Raw genomic sequence first — 18,945 nt, 5'->3', positions numbered from 1 at the left:
AAAGAAAACTATAATTGTTGACATTTAATAGGGCTGAAAAAATGTATGCAATTAAAATTCAGGGTTTGTTTTGAGATATTTGGTTATGGCCTGCTATTTTTATTACTGATTAGCACTTCATTAGAAGTAAGTGGAATGCTGAAGTTTACAGATGCCGGTAAAAAAGAAAGAACTGAAGCTGAAAGGCAAGTTGGCTCTAGTACGTCTTTATTAAAAGATGATATGGAAATAGATATTGATGAGCTTTCATATAGAGTTGCTGGTAGTCAGCTTGGAGGGAGGGGCGAGGTGTGGGTATCTAAATATCAAAGGCAAGAGCCATTTATAAGAAAGCATAAAAGTAGGCAGCCAATAAAAGTGATAAAAGGGCAAAGGGTGCAGTCTTTTAATAAATCAAGGAGGTGCTCGAATCGAGAGTATTTTGAAAGGCAGTTAGAACAAGCAGACATGCATTTTAATAGAGGAGAGTATGATATCTCTTTTTCATGTCTTGCAAACTGCCTTGGGTATATCCGAAATATGCAAAACTGTGGGGTAAAAATAATTCGTATTGACCCGGAAAAGACTTCTGCTAAAGATATTGACTTGGGGAGAGAGGTGTTATCAAGTGAGGATGTTGAATATCGAGATCAGGCTTTTAGCTTGATGGATCAACTCACTGAAAAAAAAGGCTGGGTGCATGCGGGAATTGTCGACCAAATTCATGAGTTTTTGGTATTGAGATATGATTATATTAATAAAGGTGATTCTAGGTATTCAAGGGCAAAGTTGAATGATGATTTGTTTCTTGAAAGTGAGGTTGGTAGTTTGTCCTATATTAAAAAGTCTCTGGAGTTGATGGAGTTATTTCGTCAAAACAGAGAGGGGATAAATAGATACGATCTGGTGTTTCATAAGTATGTGAGTTTTGAATGTGAATGCCTGCATTCCATAGCAAATGCTCTTGTTCAGTGGAGTGATGATCTTGGGTCAGTAAAGATATTTGTTTTGTTTTAGATAAGTTGGAGGGTAGAGGTCATATTCATCAGGATGCTGAGTTTATAAGGGGTGTACTGAAAGACAGTGACTATCTTGATGACTCAGTGACTTCGCCTGATACAGTAGAAGATGATCACTGAGTTTTTCTTAGCCAAATATGACTGAATACTATCTAAATAGGCAAGTTTGGTGATTTATCGCAGATAATAGAAAACTTCTACTTTAAACTGACCACTATTCTCTGTTATTTTTCATACGGAGCGCGAGTACAGGGGGGATAGTGCTTCATGACCTACAAAAATCCAGAGCATAGGGCATCGTTGATCGAGCTGCTAAATCAGTGCGAAAGTGACCTGAGGGAACTGGGTGACCAGCCGGAGCTTCAGCAGCAACGTACACTGACTTTCTTAGAGGATAAGGAAGAAGAGCTGCTTCTTGAGCTTTTTGAGCTATCTGCCCAGCCTGACTATAGTTATACCCATCATTTTCTGAGTTTGCTATGGAGTTATAAAGGCTTGGCAAAAGACCTGATACCCTCAGGGAAAGGCCAGCAATCCCTTGATACGATTCTGCATATTTCTCAAGAGATTGTTGATAACTGGCCTGCTCTGACGCCTAAAAAAGTAAGCCGTTTCGGTATTTTGATCAAAAGTGCTGCGAGTATTGCCAAAACCGGGCAGTAATATTTAACAGACAGAAGGCATATAACATGTGCCCGGTGTGTTGTTTCATAAGGCAAGGGGAAGTTAGTGGTTTAGGAGCCTGTCGGACTTAAGTCTATCCTACTGCGGTCGAAGCAAATTGGTCTAAAAATTCGCTTTTGCTCGGTAAATAGAACCACTATTCACCTCACAAAAGCGAATTTTTATCCTCAATTTTCTACGATCCTCGCTACGGACGCTTAAGTCCGACAGGCTCCTAGGCTGTGATTATCAAGGTGATTTAGACTTACTACCCTATTTGCCTTGTTTTTTTATAGATAATACGGTGGTCAGTGATGTTGTAAAAGGAGTATGATTGTTAAATGTCTTGGGTCAACTATCAGCAAGTCGACTGCTTACAATGATACAGCGGTTATTTCCAAAATCAGTTTTTGGCTATGTATGTGATGCTTAAGCATGTAACCTTACGTTTCCTTGTTGTTTTGTTCTTATGGTGTATCACTACAGGTTGTAGCAAAGTAACAGAGGACAGCTATGCTCGCTTGCGCATAGGAATGAGCTATGAAGAGGCGGTGGCGATATTGGGGAAAACAGACCAGTGTGCTGAAGTGTATGGAGGGATGACCTGTAGTTGGGGGGGGAAGGAAAGTGCGATCAGAGCTGATTTCTTATCGGGAAAGTTGGTCCGTTACTTCTATGATGATACTAAGTCCAAGCGTTAGTATTGATAATAAGAATATGAATGACTCATAGAGATGGTTTTATTGGGGGAAACTATGAAAAAAATAATAACGATGGTGGTTCTTGCTTTTGTCTCAGGCTGTACTTTTGTCAATGAAGAAAGCTTCTCCATGTTAGATGTAGGAATGTCATCTGATGAAGTGGAGGGGATTTTAGGGAACCCTTCCTCTTGCTCCAGTAGCCTGGGTGCCCGTGAGTGCATATGGCAGAAAGGTAACCGGGAAATACGGGTTAGCTACATAGAGGGTCGGGTTGTTGTATTTAGTCAATCCGGGTTGGGACAGTAACTTCATTTATTATATTAGTCTCGCTTTCCAACTATGCTATTGTGCTGGTAATCTGAACGCCAGCTCAATGGGAGCCTGCCGGAATTAAAATAGTTCTATGCCCGGTAATGGCTTCTTGCACTGCTTCAGCTCCAGCATCCATGCCCATTACGGTAATCAGAAGGCGCGATTGGTATCAGGTGTGCGAAAGGAGGCTGTAAATTATTTAAATGTAAAGCATTGATTGGCAAATTCTATTTTTTTAGTTATATAAATAATAATTTTTTTGAAAATTGTTGTTTTTATATGTTCGTTTTTTTATTTAAGCAAAATTTCATTTGATGTTTTTTTCTTTTGAATCTATTTTCCTTTTTTCTAAAAAACGATTTGGTGTTGCTGTTTATACACCCTTAATTTTTGGTTCTTGGTGGAAAATAAAAAGGCTTTATTGTAATGAAACGAAGTATATTTTATCTATTATCAGTCATGCTGGTGTTACCTATGGCTATAGATAACTCTTTTGCTGTGGCAACAAGATCTAAACCACAGGATGGGGTTAAAACCAGGCAGCAAGCAGCAAATGAAAGTGATAATAAAAAAACTAAAAAAGGAACCAAGGAAAGCGCAAAGTCTAAAGTCAGGAAGCAGGCAGCAAATGAGAGTGATAATAAGCAAACTAAAACAGAAAGCAAGGGAAGAGTGCAGACTGAAACCAGGCAGCAAGCAGCAAATGGAAATGATAAGCAGAAAGCTAAAACAGTAACCAAGGGAAGAGTGCTGTCTGAAACCAGGCAGCAATCAGCGAATGGAAATGATAAGCAGAAAGCTAAAATAGAAAACAAGGGAAGAGTGCAGACTGAAACCAGGCAGCAAGCAGCAAATGGAAATGATAAGCAGAAAGCTAAAACAGTAAGCAAGGGAAGAGTACAGTCTAAAACCAGGCAGCAAGCAGCGAATGGAAGTGATAAGCAGAAAGCTAAAACAGTAACCAAGGGAAGAGTGCTGTCTGAAACCAGGCAGCAAGCAGCAAATGGAAGTGATAAGCAGAAAGCTAAAACAGGAACCAAGGTAAGAGTGCAACCTGAAGCCAATCAGCAAGCAGCAAATGGAAGTGATAAGCAGAAAAAACCTAAAGCAGTAAGCAAGGGAAAAGGACAGCCTGAAACCAGGGTAGATGCGAATAATGGGGAGGATATTCAAAAAGCAACAAACCAACAACCTGCTGCAAAGCCGGTTGCAAATGCGATGGGGCAAATGAAAGCATTGCCGGACTCGAGCACAAGAGTAGAAGTAAACCAAGTTCCACAAACTATAACAGGAACTACATGGGAGCACGTAATTGAGGATGAGCCTGTTAGGCCGGTTAATCCTATGAGTATTACACTCAACGACATGTCAGAAAGGTCTGATATTGAGGCTGCTGAAGTGACTAATAGGGTTGAAACAACAGATGGATCATTAAGACAGTCAATTGCAGAAAACACAGATAATTTTGCCGAGTTGACAGTTGACGCGGGGACGGATGCAAATGATAAAAATGCTATCGGGGCTACAGTAGCAGTAGCGACGGTGTCAGAACAGCCAGCCATAATAATCGTAGACGATGCTGTTCAGATAGTTGGAGCAGGGACAGAAGTAGTAAATACTATAGAGGCTACAGTAGCGACGGAATCAGAATCGCCAACCACAGAAATCACAGAAGATTCTGTTCAGGCTGCTAGAGCAGAAACGAAAATGAATACTGTAGAGGTTGCGGTGGAATTCCAATCAGAACAGCTACCCATAGTAATCACAGGGGATTCTATTCAGGCAGCTGGAGCAGAAACGGAAGTAGTAAATGCTATAGAGGCTACAGTAGCGACAGTATCAGAATCGTCAAACACAGTAATCACAGGGAATTCTGTTCAGGCAGCAGGAACAGAAACGGAAGTAAATACCGTAGAGGTTGCAGTGGAATTTCCATTAGAACCACAGCTCACGGCAATCACAGAAGATTCGGTTCAGGTAGCTGAAGCAGAGGGAGAGCGCAACAAAATAGTTGATAATGCACAAACTGAAATAGCATCGCCTTTAACCTCAGCAAGTGCTACGGAAACTGTAGAAACTATTAATGATGAATTGATTGATGCTGAACTGGCACAAGCCATGGAAAGAGAGATTCCGGTAGATGCCACTTCAAGTATCACCCCCGCTTTGGCTGCCGCTATTATCAGTGGTGTAGTAGAAGTAAAAGCAAAAGGAGATGATATTGTTTCTGGAGTCCCTGATATCCCTCGCATTGTTGGAGAGGTCGGTGCAGTAGCTGCTGCAAGTATTCCTACTATTGCTAGCGGAGCGGCAAATATTATAGGAGATGCAGCAGTAGCTGGAAATGGCGGCAATGGCTGGGGACGATTCCTTGCCCGCCAAACAGCATATACTACGCTAGCAGGTCTTGGAGTGGCGGGTATTTATTATGCTAAAGATTATATTACACAAGATTATATATCAAAAAATTATATAAAAGACTGGTGGTACGGTTCATCTGATTTAGATTCAGTGACGGGAAATCCTGATAAAGCCAGCGGTGTGACTAATAAGAAATCACCTGGATATGTTCTGCATTATGAAGAAGATGAAACCGTGAAAAGAGTTCATATCTGTGATAATGGCAGGGATATCAAAGCATGTTTGTCACAAGCCCAAAAAAAAGGCCTTTCTTTTCCGCCCCATTTGTACGTATCTGATGAGCGCGGCCATGATGTCGACTTGACGGAAAAATTGGCGGAATATCTACAACCGGGAGTCAATCATAATCTCAAGTATCAAGCTGGTAGTGATAGTGATAAGGATGTATCTATGTGTTGGTTGGCAGGAAATCGCTGGATACGATTTGCCAGACAGCCCGGGGTGATGAGTGAACAATGGCACGTAAATGTGGCGGGTATTACACCTATTCTTCAAGGTATAGGGAGCAACTGTGAAGAGATGTATAGTGATTTTAAGGAGAGAGGATTAAAGAGTAAAAAAGAAAATGGGCTTTTTATGAGTCAAAGGTATCGTCTTGTAACTGCATCAGGTGAGGTTGTTCCTCCAGAGCAGGATGGTGATTTTAAGGTTTTAGCCAAGATGCCTGAAGGTCTTTCATCCGGGACTATTAAAATCATACGAGTTGATCAGCTTTCATCACTTATATACAAGTCACCCAGAAAGGTAGGCAATACAACCAGGGCGGCAGAGGTGATCTTTGATAATAGAAGTATTGCGAAAGTGAATAATTTGGATGAAGCTTTGGTTTCAAAGACGCCTGTAACCATTGATGATCAAGGTATACTCCATGTTACTTTCCCATCATTATCAAAAGCTGGCTATGTTGAGTTGGAGGTTTCAGGTGTAGATGACAATCAGAATCAGGTGAAATCAACGTTGATTTCTGCTATTCATGCACGGGATGAAAACTGGAAAAAAAATAGGGAAGGATTGGCCTCTCAATCTGAAGAATAATGAGTGCTGTGTTTAAGAATATTTCTGCCTGTACTTATATGTTTGATATAAGTACAGGCATTTTTTAATGGGTTGTAAAGTCTAGAACTCTAGCCAAATGATAGTCAGAAAAATAACTGGCCTATTCCTGAAAATGATAAATATTACCTAGCCCAAGAATACGACTTAAGGAATCAAGGGCATTTCGTGATTCATCCAGTAATAAGGGGTCTGATAAATCTTGTGTAGATAATTTATCTCTATAGTGTTTGTTTATCCAGTTTTGCAATGTTTTAAATAGAGGGCTAGAAAACAAGCAGGATTGATTGACACAATCCAGCTCACTTTTTGATAAAACAACCCTTAGCCTTAAGCAGGCTGGCCCTCCTCCATTTTTCATACTTTGCCGTAAATCAAAAGGCAGCACCTCTGAAATAGGCATATTGCCATTCACCAGCTCTCCAAGAAATAAGGAAACATCTGAATGCTCTTCACACTCGGATGGAACAATAAGAATTTCTTTGTCAGGCGTAGACACCAGCTGGCTATTAAAAAGGTAGCTATTTACAGCCTGTTTCACAGTGATTCGGTTATCTGGAACTTCAATAATCGTAAAGTCCTTTGTGTTAAAGGCTTTTTTTATTTGTTGGTAAACAGCGTGCTGGTTCAGAAAAGATTTTTCATGACAAAAAAGAATATTTTTGTTGCCTACTGCAATAACGTCATTATGAAAGACCCCCTGGTCAATAACATCAGGGTTTTGTTGGGCGTAGACCACTTGACCCTTTTGCAGTAAATGGTTACGAACAATGGCCTCTGAGGCCTCCCTGGTCTGACGGGCAGGAAAGTGTTTGGGTTGACACTGGCTCTTAGGATGGTTGAAACCAGAGGCTCCATATACAAAGAGTTCTACCCCAGCCTCACCGTAGCTTTTACAAAAGCGGGTGTGATTGGCAGCGCCTTCATCTCCAAACTGGCTAACACCGGGAAGAGGTGAATGATGGCAGAAGTGTTGTTCATCCGGAAACACTTTTTTTAACACCTTACCGGTAAATAGACTTTCAATGGAGCGGTGAAATTTATTCACCAGATTGGCTGGCGTAAAATGAACCCTGCCATCCCCTGTATCCGAGCTGGGTGAAACGGTGGCAGCATTGGCAGTCCACATGCTGGATGCAGAACAGCAGGCAGCCAGAATTTCGGGAACTTGTTTTGCTGCCTTGTTGAGAACCTGGGTATCGTTTCCGGTGAACCCGAGTTTTCTTAATGTTGCAAGATCAGGTCTTTCCTGTGGAGGCAGTACGCCCTGCACCAGCCCCAGGTCATATAATGCTTTCATTTTTTCCAGTCCTTGCAGAGCGGCAAGCCTGGGATTGGATGGTGTTGTCTGATTGTTGGTTGAGGCCACATTGCCGTAAGAAAGGCCTGCATAGTTATGGGTAGGGCCAACCAGACCATCAAAGTTTGCTTCAGTTGCTTTCATTATTCTAATTACCGTTAAATCGGGAAGTAGGGAACGGTCCAGGAAAGCAATTTGGCGTTTCGTTCCCCATTCCCAAAGCGCGGCTCTGCATTGTTATTATTCAATAGTAAGCCCAGGAGCCAGCTTTTCAGGCAGAATCATTTTCTCTGACTCAACACTGGCCACAGGGTAAGCGCAGTAATCAGCAGCATAGTAGGCGCTGGGCCTATGGTTTCCACTGTCGCCTATTCCGCCAAAAGGCGCTGCGCTGCTGGCACCCGTTGTTGGCCTGTTCCAATTAACAATGCCCGCCCTGATATGCTGGAAAAACAGTTCATAATCGGATTTATTATCACTAAATAGGCCAGCAGAGAGACCAAATCGAGTGTTATTGGCTTCATCGATAGCTTCTTGTAAAGCATCGTAACGAATAACCTGGAGCAAAGGCCCAAAGTATTCTTCATCCGGAGGGTTGGCAATGAGAGTGGTATCAATAATACCCGGGGTCATCAATCCTGATCCGGTTTTAAGCTTTTTAATTTCAAGGAGAGGCTTGCCACCTAAACCAATAAGGTTTTGCCAGGCCTGGATAATGCTGTCAGCGGCAGTTTCTGAAATAAGTGAACCCATAAAGGGTTGGGGGGTATCATCCCAGTGGCCCACTGTAATGGCACGGGAGGCTTCAATAAGCTGGTCTAAAAACTGATCGCCCCAGGTTCCTTCAGGGACAAAAAGCCTTCTGGAACATGTACAACGCTGTCCCGAGGTGATAAATGAGGACTGAATAGTGTCGTGTATAGCGGCTTTGAGATTCTCAGTCTCGCAGATAATCAGGGGATTGTTTCCCCCCATTTCCAGGGCAAGTATTTTTCCAGGTTGACCTCCAAACTGTCGGTGAATTCGTTTGCCGGTGGTGGAGCTGCCAGTAAAGAAAAGTCCGTCTATACCGGAGTGACTGGCTAAGGCAATGCCTGCCTCTTTTTCTCCCTGGATCAGGTTTAAAACCCCTGCTGGCAAGCCTGCCTGTACCCATAGTTTTACCATTATTTCAGCAGTGGCAGGGGTTTGTTCACTGGGCTTGAACACAATGGTGTTACCGGCCAGTAACGCCGGAACTATATGGCCATTGGGCAGATGTCCCGGAAAATTATAGGGGCCAAAAACAGCAACAACACCGTGAGGTTTATGACGGATAGAGGCCTTACCAATGGGGACACTGTTTTCTACGGTGCCTGTTCGTTCTTTGAAGGCTTGAATTGAAATGGCGATTTTAGCTTTTATAGCGGCAGACTCTGTTCTGGATTCCCAGAGGGGTTTGCCGGTTTCTTTGGCAATAATTTCTGCCAGGGTTTCGCTGTGTTCACCCACTAAGTCTGCAAAGTACTCGAGAATTTTTTCCCGTTCCAGCAGTGTTTTACTGGACCATTCTGGCAGGGCTTTTCGGGCTGCCTGAATGGCTTCCCCTACTTGGGAGGGACTGGCAGCAAATCCCTGCCAGACACTCTCTCCATCAGCCGGATTTGTTGACTGCATGGCAGCCCCTTTGCCCCTGAGCCAGCCACCATTGATAAATAAGGAGTCGCTCATGGTGTTACTTCCTGTCCTGGTTTAAGTAGGGGGCAGCGTTTGTTGGTTTTATTGTGTGATGCTGGAGCAAGCGGTTATAGAGAGGGACGACCCGCATATAATCCCCTTCTTCAAGCAGCATTATTTTTGCCTGTTCCGGGCTGATGCAGGCATATTCGAGTCCTTCAAAGGCTAATTGCCCCATAGTACAGCGAAACTCTTTGAGTTGATCGCTTGCCATCAGCCAGTTGGTGGAATCGGTGGCGATATTTTTTTTGATTTTAACTTTATAGAGCCGCGAATCCCTTACTGCTCGAATGTCCTCTATGGATGACTCCAGCAGTGGGCCTGCATCAAAAATATCCACATAGCCGGTATAGCGAAAACCTTCACTCTCCAGTATTCTTCGTGCCGCCGTAGTATTGTCGTGAGTGTTACCAATGACTGCCTGCGCCTGTTCAGGTAGCAAGTTTACGTAGATAGGATGACGGGGCATCAGTTCTGCAATAAATGCTTTCCCCTGAGATACGTGCCGGTCAGCCCTCTCGTAATCCATGGCAAAAAAATGGCGACCTAAACCTTCCCAGAAAGGGGATTGACCATTGTTGTCAGAATAGCCTCTCATTTCTGCAATAATATTTTCACTAAAGCGATCCGGGTGGGCGGCAAGAAATAGCAGGCGGGATTTGGACAGTAACTGGCCATTTCTGGAATGTCGGTACTCCTGGTCTAAAAACAACGTACATAGTTCAGAGTATCCCGTATGGTCATTGCAGAGATTTAAAGTATCGAGCCGGCTATAGACATCCAGTTCCCGGGAAGCATGTACATGTGTGCTCACTTTAAAATTATACCAGGGCGCACTGAGGCCTACTGCCGATTCTATGCCGCAAATTCCTACCACCTGACCTGTCCTGGTATCTTCCAGCACAAACAGGTATAGGGCTTCATCAGGGGGGGTATCAACAAGGGATTCAAGTGCCCACTTAAGTTTTTGTTTTACTGCGTCAGGGTTGGGTTGCAGAGAAGTAAAGCCGGGACCGGTTTTATTGGCAATATGCCAAAGTGCATCACGATCCTTAGCAGTGATTGGGCGAATAATCATCATAATGTTACTACTCCTTATGTTTTTATGCTTATAAATCAGGCGTCCATCGGCCATGTACAGAGTATGCCTATAAGTACCCAGCCTGATGAAATCCTATATTTATGACTACTTGCTCAGATGTGCTGCTTCGTTGCAACTCTGGTTACATAGGCCAACTATGCGCCCGCCGTTGCGCCTTGCATCACACCCAATCAATCAGCCAGAAATATAGGATTTCATCAGGCTAGGTACTTAAACAGCTATTTAATTATTTTTGTGTATGGGTACTCTCAAAAATTTTATCAGCAGAGGCTGCTACAAACCCCTGATACAATGTGCCGTCTATCATCGGATAGCGTTTGGCAAACTCATAAAAACAACCGGGAATTGCTCGTTGGCCATCAGCAAAATCCACCTTTATTGCCGGGGAGACAGTTGACGATTGTTCTAATAGCACATTTGGAGATCCCTTAATCAGACCTCCGCTTTCGTTCATTGTAAAGCCTGCATCCATGAGTTTTTTGTTAACATCTTTTATGCTGGTTTGTTCTGCAAAGTGGTTTATAGACACAGTGAAATGATTGGCGTGATAACCATGGGCTGCAAGCCAGGCTGCATATTCGCTTTCTGCCAGAAGCTGATCGTAGCTGGCAAGATCAATATCCCAGGGTCTGCCAGAGTGGCAAAAACTGCCTTTTTTGACTTGTTTTTCATCAACCTGACTCACCAGTTTGGCAATAATGGTGCCGGCTTTACTGGAAAGCTGTTCCACTAACAACTCGCTGATAAAAACCTTTGGCAGCTTTGAATCACTGTGCTCGAAGTGTCGGGCAAAGAGTTTTCGGCCAGGAAACTCATACTCTCCTTTTGCCTGATACCCTGCCTTAATGAAGGGCTGGGCGATTTTATTCAGACTGACCTTGGGTAGATTAAAGGTTCTCAGGGCAATATGATCATTGATAACAATACCGTTATTTTCCCTGGAGAAAAGCGTATGGATTGCCTCAGCATCGGGAGCAAGGGTGATGTAATCATTCCATATGGCCTCAAATAGTTTATGGATGTCATTCGCCATATTGTCTCCATTATTATTTTTACGGGAAAAGATTTATCATGCGAATAGTATTGTTTTTATCCAATCGCATCATATCAGCAATTTGGCTTTTAGCAGTATATAAAGTCTTATCCCTGGTAAGAGCCATGCACCGAAAATGTGTACAGGAGGTGTTTGCTATAAGGTAATGGTCAGATGTTGCGAACGTATCATTTAAGCATCCTAAAGTGCTTTGAGATACTGTGTATAGCCGGTCAATGCAGGCCTCCAGGGAGGGACCTGCATCGAAAATATCCACGTAGCCTTCATAGCTGAAGCCCTCCTGTTCCAGAAGATCCTGGGCTGGCATCCTGTCCGGTCGTACCTCACCGATGACTGAGCGGGCTTTTTTCGATAATAGCAGTGTATAAATCGGGTGTTTGGGCATAAGGTCTGCAATTAAGCTCTTATCACAGATACCTGTGAGGTAGCTGGCCTGTGCCATATCCATGGTAAAGAATTGATGTCCAAGATCTTCCCAGAAGGGAGATTTACCATCTTCATCGACGATACCTTGTAGTTCAACCAATATTCTGGCTGCAAACCGATCCCGATGTTCGGCAATAAATAATAGCCGGGCTCTGCTGAGTAGCTGAAGGGATAGGTTAGTATCGACATCAGGCCTGATATAGAAAGTGCAAAGCCTGGAATAACCTGTATGGTCATGGCACAGTTTTAATGCAGGTATTCTGTTGTGTATTTGTAAATCATTGGATGCGTGAATAATATCTTCCATGCGATAACTGTAAAAGGGAGTTTGAATGCCCACAGTAGAGTCAATACCCGCGATGCCAAGAACTTCTTCTGACACAGTATCAACCAGTACAAAGTGGTATATCTCACTGGCTGGCTGATGGATGGTTTGATGTAATGCTTCCTGAGTCGCAGCAATAAGATCATTGAGGTGGTTTCGTTCAAGCGGCAAGGTTGTCATACTGGCTCCGGCAAGTTGAGCAAGCTGCTCAAGCGCAGTGATGTCAGTAAACTCTACCGGACGAACCATTAGCATTTTAGTGACCTCCTTTTAATCATTATCAGGTGTTGTTTTAAGAACGTGTTGGGAATAACGAAGGCTGCCCAGTTGTTACCATCACAACAATCTCCTGACGATTTGAAGTACAGGTTAAGGCTAAGATGATTACCACACTTTTTAATGAGCTTGAACCCTGGTTACTCATTGCTTTAAAAGGTGGGAGTGAAATCTTTTCAAGCATTTTCTCTTGTATGCTATCAAGCCAGGTAAGCCATGGTGGAAATTGATTGATATTATTGTACATAGTTTGCTTATATATTCTTTTTATATATCAACTGATTATAAGAATAATTAGAAAATCAGGTGTTTTGAATGCGACAGAAAATTGTCGAATTTAGACAATTGTTGACTATGTTATACCATCAGTTACTAAACCTCCTATATTTGTAAGGAGGACAATATGGACAGGCTAATTTAAAAGGAAGATCGTTAAATGGGGGTAGAGCAAACAGGTGGGGTTGGTAGCGTTCAGCAACAACCAGCGGAGACCGAGGATATAAAACCGACCGGAAAAATGAAGCATTGGTCTGTTAGCCCGTATAATCCTGATAAAAGTCACCTGAAAAAAAAGCAAGGTTTCAGGGGTTCTGATCCTGTATTCAAGATGTTATCCAACCGGAAAACTATCAAAAAGTCAGTTCCAAGAAATAATATTGCAAGGCAGTCGAAAAAGCTGAATGTCGAACAAAAAGCAGAAAGAGCCCAGATCCGTAAGAGTACCGGGTTGGGAACGCTCTTTGGTGGCATCTTGGGGGCGGCAGCTGGATTTCTTGTATTTGGGCCAGTTGGGGCATTGATAGGGGGGGTAGCCGGGGTCTATTTAGGAGGGTTTTCGGGGGCTGCTTCAAAAGTTCAACTTCCAGATAGAAAATTTACTCATATTGATGAGGCCTCTGGCAAGCCACCACATCAACAACCATGGATGAAGGAACTCCTGGGTCAGAGTGCTATTAATATGCTTAAGCGCAGGAAACCAAGCGCTTTTGCTATTAAAGTGATTGAACAGGCTGTTGCCAGAATGCCTCAGAGAATGGAGGAAATCCGCAATAGTGCTCAATATAAAAAGTCTCCGGAGCAATTTGAGGAAGGTTTTGCCAAAGCAGATCAAATTGTCTCTCAATATGTCTCAATGGCAAAAGAGCGTGCTTTTCCAAATGTGAATAAAATTCTGGATGTTTGGGAAAACTCTCCTGATCGACCTCAAAGTAATGAAGAGCTAAGAGGAATAGTAAAACATTGCGTTGATAAAGCGGATATAAACAGCCATGTTCCACTGGATTATCTGAGAAACCAGGTGAGTTATAGGCTTCAAGTTGCTGGTGAAGAGGATTTGAGAAGTGAACTGGTAGCAGAGCTTGATCAGTGTATTGACCGGATAAAAAATATGGCTTTAACCACCGAGCAGCAAGCCTGGCAAAATATGTCTGTTGATGAGCTTGAACAACTGGTTGACTCTAACCCGGAGTGGACTCAATCCGGGATAAGGGATGATCAGTCAGAAGTGAGGCGCGAAAATTGACGTTGCAGCTGAAATAAGCGGCGGAAACCATAGTTAGAAGTAGTAATTGGTATGGCCTCGTTTCCGGCGTCCCGAGGATGCGGTGAAACTTAAGGAAGCCTGCACAAGGTAATTTTCACCTCTTTTTTCACCAAGGAGGCACAGAGTTTTTTATTTTCAAGCAATAATGCTCTGTGCCTTTGTTGTTGATCAACATATCTTTTGATTCAGGAAAGTACCCGTGAAATAGCTTTGTCCAGCTTTTCCATTCCTTCCTGAATATCTTCATCTGGAATAATAAGAGAAGGCGTCATACGAAGAACATTGGGACCCGCTACCAGTAACATTAACCCTTCTTTTGCGGCAGCCGCCAAAAACTCTTTGCCTTTGCCGTGCCATTCAGGTATTAGTTCCGCGCCAACCAGTAAGCCCTTGCCGCGTATCTCGGAAAATACATGGTGCTTGCTATTAATGATCTCCAGATGCTTTCTGAACAGGTTATACTTGCGGGAAACATCTGCCAGTAATTGATCATTACTAATCAGGTCAAAGGCCTCCAGGGCAACGGCGCAAGCCAGAGGGTTGCCACCATATGTACTGCCATGAGTCCCAAAACCAAGACTTGATGCAATAGCATTTGTTGTTAACATGGCGCCGATAGGAAACCCTCCACCCAGGGATTTAGCGCTGGTCAGGACATCCGGTGTAATCCGGGTATCCATATAGGCATAAAGCTGACCCGTTCTGCCCACACCTGTTTGAATTTCATCAAATACCAGTAGCGCGTTATGCTGATCACAGAGCGCCCTGGTTCCTTCAAGAAATTCTGGAGTGGCGGGGTGAATACCTCCTTCTCCCTGGATAGGCTCCATAACAATAGCGCAGGTTTTTTCTGATATTGCAGATTTAAGCGCATTCAGGTCATTGAAAGGCAAGTGTTTGATACCTGAAGGCAAGGGAGCAAAACCCTCCTGATATTTCGGTTGGCCACCAACGCTCACGGTAAACAGGCTACGTCCGTGGAAGGCACTGTTGAATGCAATAATTTCATTTTTTTCAGGGCCGTAGTGATCCCAGGCATATTTGCGAACCAGTTTAAATGCCGCTTCATTGGCCTCTGTGCCTGAGTTACAGAAGAAAACCTTATCCGCAAACGTACGTTCGGTCATGCGCTCTGCCAGGCTAAGAGCGGGTTCATTGGTATAGACATTACTCAGGTGCCAGAGTTTGTCGCTCTGTTCTTTTAAGGTCTTGGTTAAATGTGGGTGACAATGACCCAGTGCATTGACAGCAATGCCGCCGGCAAAATCAATATACTCATTGCCCTGTTGGTCCCAGAGTCGGGAACCTTTTCCTCGAACCGGTACCATTGCCTGTGGGGCATAATTAGGAACCATTACTGATTCAAATACTTCCCTATTTACCGAGTACTCTGTCATAGTCGTACCTTATTTTTATTTGTTTTAACTATTATTTGTCATATGTTATTTTGTATATTTTTTCTGGACGACATACAATTTTCTTAAATCGCCTGTACACTCTTTTTATGGCGAATATCCCTCCCTGATTAGTATGAATTGTATGTCACATGCAACACGTTACTTTAAAAGGGAGTGGTTTCTGTGACCGCTGTAGGGTCGCTTATTCTCGTACAGGTTCCTAGGGGTTGAATGCCTAACAAAACCTAACATACCTTAGTCCAGGGGAGGAATGATGTCGATAGTCAGTCACTATCGAGACCAGTCAGAGGAAACCCGTCCAGCACGTTTTAGTTTTTTGCTGCTTCCCGGCTTTTCGTTACTTAGCTTTTCATCGGCAGTAGAGCCGCTCCATAAGGTTAACCGGGTTTTGGGAAGAACAGTATATAGCCCTACTCCAGTTTCCATAGATGGGGAGCCTGTTTATAGCTCAGCAGCAGTGAGCGTGCAGGTGGCAGGTAGCCTTGATGTGGCGGTTGGCGCTGATGCTTTATTTATTTGTGGGTCAAGTGCTGCCAGTAGCTGTGAGAAAGATAATGAGATTGTTGTATCCTGGTTAAAGCAGACTAACCCATTACCTATGGCATTGGGGGGAATTGCCAGTGGCTCTTGTGTGCTGGCCAAGGCAGGAGAATTGAATGGCCATAGAGCGGCCAGTAGTTGTCCTGGTCTTATCTCCTGTTATCCTGAAGTACACTTTTCCCGAAACTTATATGAGCTTGATGCCCATCGATATACATGCAGCGGAGGGGCAGCAGCAATGGATATGACGCTTGCCCTGATAGGTAAACGTCAAGGGATTGAGGTTTCAGCACTGATTGCAGAGCTATTGGCTAAGGAGCGTCAGGGTAGCTATTTCACTGGCTTGGCAACAATAAAAGCAGAGGGTATTAAAACGGGGCCAGAACCCAAGTTGCGGGATGCGCTGGATTTGATGCTGGCTAATATTGATGAACCTTTGGGAGCAGATGAACTGGCTATCCATGTGGGTATTTCCCGGCGCCAGCTGGAGAGGTTGTTTAGAAAAAATCTTAATACAGCGCCTTCTAAATACTATCTGCAATTGCGCCTGGAAGCAGCGAGAAAATTATTGAGAAAAGAAAATTTGCCGGTAGTACAAGTTGCGTTGGCATGTGGTTTTTCCAATGCCTCTCATTTCAGTACAGCCTATAGAAACCATTTTAAATTGACCCCCAGGGAAGAACGTCAGCTCTCAAAAGATAATGGCATCAATGAGCTTAAACATTCTTTACCCGTGCCTCCGGTTAGCTTATAGCTGTTTTCTGCTTGCTATCCTCATATTTTTGCTTTGATTTTGATATAAGCTTGATAAACAATACTGCTTGTGGTGTTCATTGTATGATAACCCTTTATTCTATTGTTAAATAACCGAAATGGCGATTGTTGTATTTGATGGCTGGTATGGCAAGTCAAGTTTGAGAAAGCCTGCGGGAATCAATGGACGATGCCGAGTGTATTTCGTTACCTGTTGAGCGACGAAAATGAAAAAGCGTCTTGCCCCGATCTTGCTATTCTTGCTAAGCCACCCGACATTTCCCATGCAATGGAGTGAGCTTTATGTTGACGATGAAAGCGAAATCCAGTGGCTTGAAGTAACAGGTTTGCCAAGCCTGCCGGAAGCTAAAGCACAGAAAGTGCCCGATTATATTTGCTCCTCAAGCCTGATTAGCCAGCCTCATCTAAAATCCCAGGTGAACTACACAACCGGAACAAGTTTTTTTAATACCTATCAATCGGATGTCTGGATGCTGCCGGATGGCAGCTACGCAGTTCTTGGTAAACCGAATAACAGGAAAGATACCGTTTACCTTGATCTGGCATGTTTTAGAGGCAGGATTATTGTGATTACTGATTTCAATACCCGGGAGCAGAAAGAATACAGTGTTGAAAAATATGTAACCATCTGCCACACATCAGGCTGTTTATCTTATCTTCTCCAGCTAGCTAAACGGCCACCATCAAGATAAATGATCCATATTAGAAAAGACCTTGCATACCTGCCTTGTTCTTTTTTATTCAACTTTGTGTTTTTTTGATATGAGTCAGGGTTCTTGCCAGTTTCCACTGTATGATTCCCCTTGAAAACATTTTCATAGTTGATTGGGGGAATCAGCGGTCATGAATATCGACAGTGTGCAGTTTGGGGTATTCCTGCTGCTAACCAGTCTGGTGGGACTTATTACCTGGTTAAAATGCCGAAAGCAGGGGCGAAGTACTGACTCCAATAAAGAGTATTTTTTAGCCGGTGGTAACCTGACCTGGGTATATGTTGCCGGCTCTATTATGCTTACCAACATTAGCACTGAACAAATTGTTGGCATGAACGGTGCCCAGAGCTTACTGGTAGCCTGGTGGGAAATTGCTGCCGCAGCGGGTCTGATTATTCTGGCAAAATGGCTGATTCCCCTTTATTACAAATATAACTGTACAACCACAACAGAACTCCTTGAAAAGCGTTACAACGACAAAGCGCTAAGAGCGACAGTATCCATCTTATTCCTGCTGGGTTATCTGTTTATCTTGCTGCCCACTGTGCTCTATACCGGCTCCCTGTTTATGAAGTCTATGTTCGGGCTTGATCTGCATGTCATAACAATCGCCATTATTTTTGCCATTGTGGGTTCAATCTACGCCATATTTGGTGGCTTAAGGGCTATTGCAGTTTCTGACACCTTCAATGGCGTTGGTTTGCTGGTGATGGGACTGCTGGTTACTTTCCTGGCCTTGTATGCCATAGATTTTGATCTCAGTGGTATCCCTGCTGATCGTATGACCCTGATTGGCAGTAATGATTCGGATATTCCCTGGCACACCCTGTTCACCGGTATGATCTTTATTCAGATTTTCTACTGGGGAACCAATATGGTGATTACCCAGCGGGCACTGGCAGCGAAAAGTGTGAAAGAAGCCCAGAAGGGAATTTATGCTGCCGTGGTCATGAAATTGCTGATTCCTTTCGTCGTGGTTCTACCGGGTATGATCGCTTATAAACTCTATGGCAATGTGGGGGATGTGGCCTATGGCACTTTGGTGGGAGATATTCTGCCTTCCTGGCTATCCGGTGTTTTTGCCGCAGTAATGGCCGGAGCCGTGCTTAGTACCTTTAACAGCACCCTGAATTCTGCTGCTGCGCTTTATGTTTGTGATATTCACCAGAAGTATTTCAATGCCAATGCCTGTGTAAAAGCGTTGAGTATGCGGGTTTCCATTTTGTTTGCTGTTATTGGCATTGCCCTGGTTCCTGTTCTTCAAAATGCCCGTTCTATTATCGCCTTATTACAGCAGCTGAATGGCCTGTACAGTATGCCGGTTCTGGCAGCGTTCCTAGTGGCAATCCTGTTTGGCAATGTGAAGCCCAGGGCTATTATGATCAGTATGCTCATGGGGTCCGGCCTGTATGCCATCTTCACCTTTGCCTGGACCCCGCTGCACTATATCCACCTGATGTGCATTACTCTGTTTGCCACCATGGGCTGTTCACTCCTGTTGAATAAGGTGCTCTATGGGCAAAGGGCCCAACTGCGGGTTGCTGGTAAGGCCAGGGCTGATACTGCCGTTGAAGTGGTGTGACCAATCATCTTCTGTCGTGAAAAAGCGA

At 43.7% G+C, this 18,945-nt stretch carries 14 protein-coding genes; 8 read left to right on the top strand and 6 right to left on the bottom strand.

Annotated elements, in window-relative coordinates:
* Positions 1 to 45: 45 nt before the first annotated feature.
* From MJ595_RS22985 to MJ595_RS22970, 4 genes are all read left to right on the top strand, one after another.
* On the top strand, positions 46 to 996 hold the full coding sequence (locus tag MJ595_RS22985) for a hypothetical protein (protein ID WP_263080457.1): 951 nt from the start codon (positions 46 to 48) through the stop codon (positions 994 to 996).
* Positions 997 to 1,265: 269 nt separating this feature from the next.
* Complete coding sequence (locus MJ595_RS22980) at positions 1,266 to 1,661, top strand: hypothetical protein (RefSeq protein ID WP_263080456.1); 396 nt, start codon at positions 1,266 to 1,268, stop codon at positions 1,659 to 1,661.
* A gap of 755 nt (positions 1,662 to 2,416) precedes the next feature.
* Positions 2,417 to 2,668: an outer membrane protein assembly factor BamE gene (locus MJ595_RS22975; RefSeq protein WP_263080455.1), complete on the top strand. Its 252-nt coding sequence runs from the start codon at positions 2,417 to 2,419 to the stop codon at positions 2,666 to 2,668.
* A 480-nt stretch (positions 2,669 to 3,148) separates the two neighbouring features.
* Positions 3,149 to 6,130, top strand: a complete 2,982-nt coding sequence (locus tag MJ595_RS22970) for a hypothetical protein (RefSeq protein ID WP_263080454.1) — start codon at positions 3,149 to 3,151, stop codon at positions 6,128 to 6,130.
* 121 nt (positions 6,131 to 6,251) lie between these two features.
* On the opposite strand, the gene astB is transcribed toward MJ595_RS22970, so the two are convergent.
* The 5 genes from astB to MJ595_RS22945 form a co-directional block, all read right to left on the bottom strand.
* The gene (gene astB, locus MJ595_RS22965) at positions 6,252 to 7,592 is read right to left on the bottom strand and encodes an N-succinylarginine dihydrolase (protein ID WP_263080453.1); all 1,341 of its coding nucleotides are present in this window, start codon (positions 7,590 to 7,592) and stop codon (positions 6,252 to 6,254) included.
* Between the two features lie 96 nt (positions 7,593 to 7,688).
* Positions 7,689 to 9,158 carry a succinylglutamate-semialdehyde dehydrogenase gene (gene astD, locus MJ595_RS22960; RefSeq protein ID WP_263080452.1) on the bottom strand — a complete coding sequence of 490 codons (1,470 nt, stop codon included), beginning with the start codon at positions 9,156 to 9,158 and terminating at the stop codon, positions 7,689 to 7,691.
* 4 nt (positions 9,159 to 9,162) lie between these two features.
* A complete protein-coding gene (gene astA / locus MJ595_RS22955; RefSeq protein WP_263080450.1) occupies positions 9,163 to 10,245 on the bottom strand; it encodes an arginine N-succinyltransferase in 1,083 nt (360 codons plus the stop codon).
* Between the two features lie 247 nt (positions 10,246 to 10,492).
* Positions 10,493 to 11,299 carry a DUF1338 domain-containing protein gene (locus MJ595_RS22950; protein ID WP_263080449.1) on the bottom strand — a complete coding sequence of 269 codons (807 nt, stop codon included), beginning with the start codon at positions 11,297 to 11,299 and terminating at the stop codon, positions 10,493 to 10,495.
* Between the two features lie 19 nt (positions 11,300 to 11,318).
* Positions 11,319 to 12,326, bottom strand: a complete 1,008-nt coding sequence (locus MJ595_RS22945) for an arginine N-succinyltransferase (RefSeq protein ID WP_263080447.1) — start codon at positions 12,324 to 12,326, stop codon at positions 11,319 to 11,321.
* Between the two features lie 457 nt (positions 12,327 to 12,783).
* On the opposite strand from MJ595_RS22945, the gene MJ595_RS22940 reads away from it, so the two are divergent.
* Positions 12,784 to 13,869, top strand: a complete 1,086-nt coding sequence (locus MJ595_RS22940; RefSeq protein ID WP_263080446.1) for a DUF456 domain-containing protein — start codon at positions 12,784 to 12,786, stop codon at positions 13,867 to 13,869.
* 206 nt (positions 13,870 to 14,075) lie between these two features.
* On the opposite strand, the gene MJ595_RS22935 is transcribed toward MJ595_RS22940, so the two are convergent.
* Positions 14,076 to 15,287: an aspartate aminotransferase family protein gene (locus tag MJ595_RS22935; RefSeq protein ID WP_263080444.1), complete on the bottom strand. Its 1,212-nt coding sequence runs from the start codon at positions 15,285 to 15,287 to the stop codon at positions 14,076 to 14,078.
* A gap of 271 nt (positions 15,288 to 15,558) precedes the next feature.
* Here MJ595_RS22935 and MJ595_RS22930 point away from each other — a divergent pair, with 271 nt between their 5' ends.
* From MJ595_RS22930 to MJ595_RS22920, 3 genes are all read left to right on the top strand, one after another.
* Positions 15,559 to 16,602 carry a GlxA family transcriptional regulator gene (locus MJ595_RS22930; RefSeq protein WP_263080443.1) on the top strand — a complete coding sequence of 348 codons (1,044 nt, stop codon included), beginning with the start codon at positions 15,559 to 15,561 and terminating at the stop codon, positions 16,600 to 16,602.
* A gap of 226 nt (positions 16,603 to 16,828) precedes the next feature.
* Positions 16,829 to 17,314 carry a hypothetical protein gene (locus MJ595_RS22925; RefSeq protein WP_263080442.1) on the top strand — a complete coding sequence of 162 codons (486 nt, stop codon included), beginning with the start codon at positions 16,829 to 16,831 and terminating at the stop codon, positions 17,312 to 17,314.
* 151 nt (positions 17,315 to 17,465) lie between these two features.
* Positions 17,466 to 18,917, top strand: coding sequence for a solute:sodium symporter family transporter (locus MJ595_RS22920; RefSeq protein WP_263080441.1), 1,452 nt, complete (start codon positions 17,466 to 17,468; stop codon positions 18,915 to 18,917).
* The last annotated feature ends 28 nt before the right edge of the window (positions 18,918 to 18,945 follow it).

The organism is Endozoicomonas sp. Mp262 (assembly GCF_025643335.1).
Lineage (GTDB): Bacteria > Pseudomonadota > Gammaproteobacteria > Pseudomonadales > Endozoicomonadaceae > Endonucleibacter.
The sequence above is the reverse complement of the archived record's forward strand: the minus strand, read 5'-3'. Positions and strand labels throughout refer to the sequence as shown.

Bases quoted from the DNA above. Each gene is read 5' to 3' on its own strand.
- MJ595_RS22985 (WP_263080457.1), top strand. From the start codon at position 46: ATGCAATTAAAATTCAGGGTTTGTTTTGAGATATTTGGTTATGGCCTG.
- MJ595_RS22980 (WP_263080456.1), top strand. From the start codon at position 1,266: ATGACCTACAAAAATCCAGAGCATAGGGCATCGTTGATCGAGCTGCTA.
- MJ595_RS22975 (WP_263080455.1), top strand. From the start codon at position 2,417: ATGAAAAAAATAATAACGATGGTGGTTCTTGCTTTTGTCTCAGGCTGT.
- MJ595_RS22970 (WP_263080454.1), top strand. From the start codon at position 3,149: ATGGCTATAGATAACTCTTTTGCTGTGGCAACAAGATCTAAACCACAG.
- astB (WP_263080453.1), bottom strand. From the start codon at position 7,592: ATGAAAGCAACTGAAGCAAACTTTGATGGTCTGGTTGGCCCTACCCAT.
- astD (WP_263080452.1), bottom strand. From the start codon at position 9,158: ATGAGCGACTCCTTATTTATCAATGGTGGCTGGCTCAGGGGCAAAGGG.
- astA (WP_263080450.1), bottom strand. From the start codon at position 10,245: ATGATGATTATTCGCCCAATCACTGCTAAGGATCGTGATGCACTTTGG.
- MJ595_RS22950 (WP_263080449.1), bottom strand. From the start codon at position 11,299: ATGGCGAATGACATCCATAAACTATTTGAGGCCATATGGAATGATTAC.
- MJ595_RS22945 (WP_263080447.1), bottom strand. From the start codon at position 12,326: ATGCTAATGGTTCGTCCGGTAGAGTTTACTGACATCACTGCGCTTGAG.
- MJ595_RS22940 (WP_263080446.1), top strand. From the start codon at position 12,784: ATGGGGGTAGAGCAAACAGGTGGGGTTGGTAGCGTTCAGCAACAACCA.
- MJ595_RS22935 (WP_263080444.1), bottom strand. From the start codon at position 15,287: ATGACAGAGTACTCGGTAAATAGGGAAGTATTTGAATCAGTAATGGTT.
- MJ595_RS22930 (WP_263080443.1), top strand. From the start codon at position 15,559: ATGATGTCGATAGTCAGTCACTATCGAGACCAGTCAGAGGAAACCCGT.
- MJ595_RS22925 (WP_263080442.1), top strand. From the start codon at position 16,829: ATGAAAAAGCGTCTTGCCCCGATCTTGCTATTCTTGCTAAGCCACCCG.
- MJ595_RS22920 (WP_263080441.1), top strand. From the start codon at position 17,466: ATGAATATCGACAGTGTGCAGTTTGGGGTATTCCTGCTGCTAACCAGT.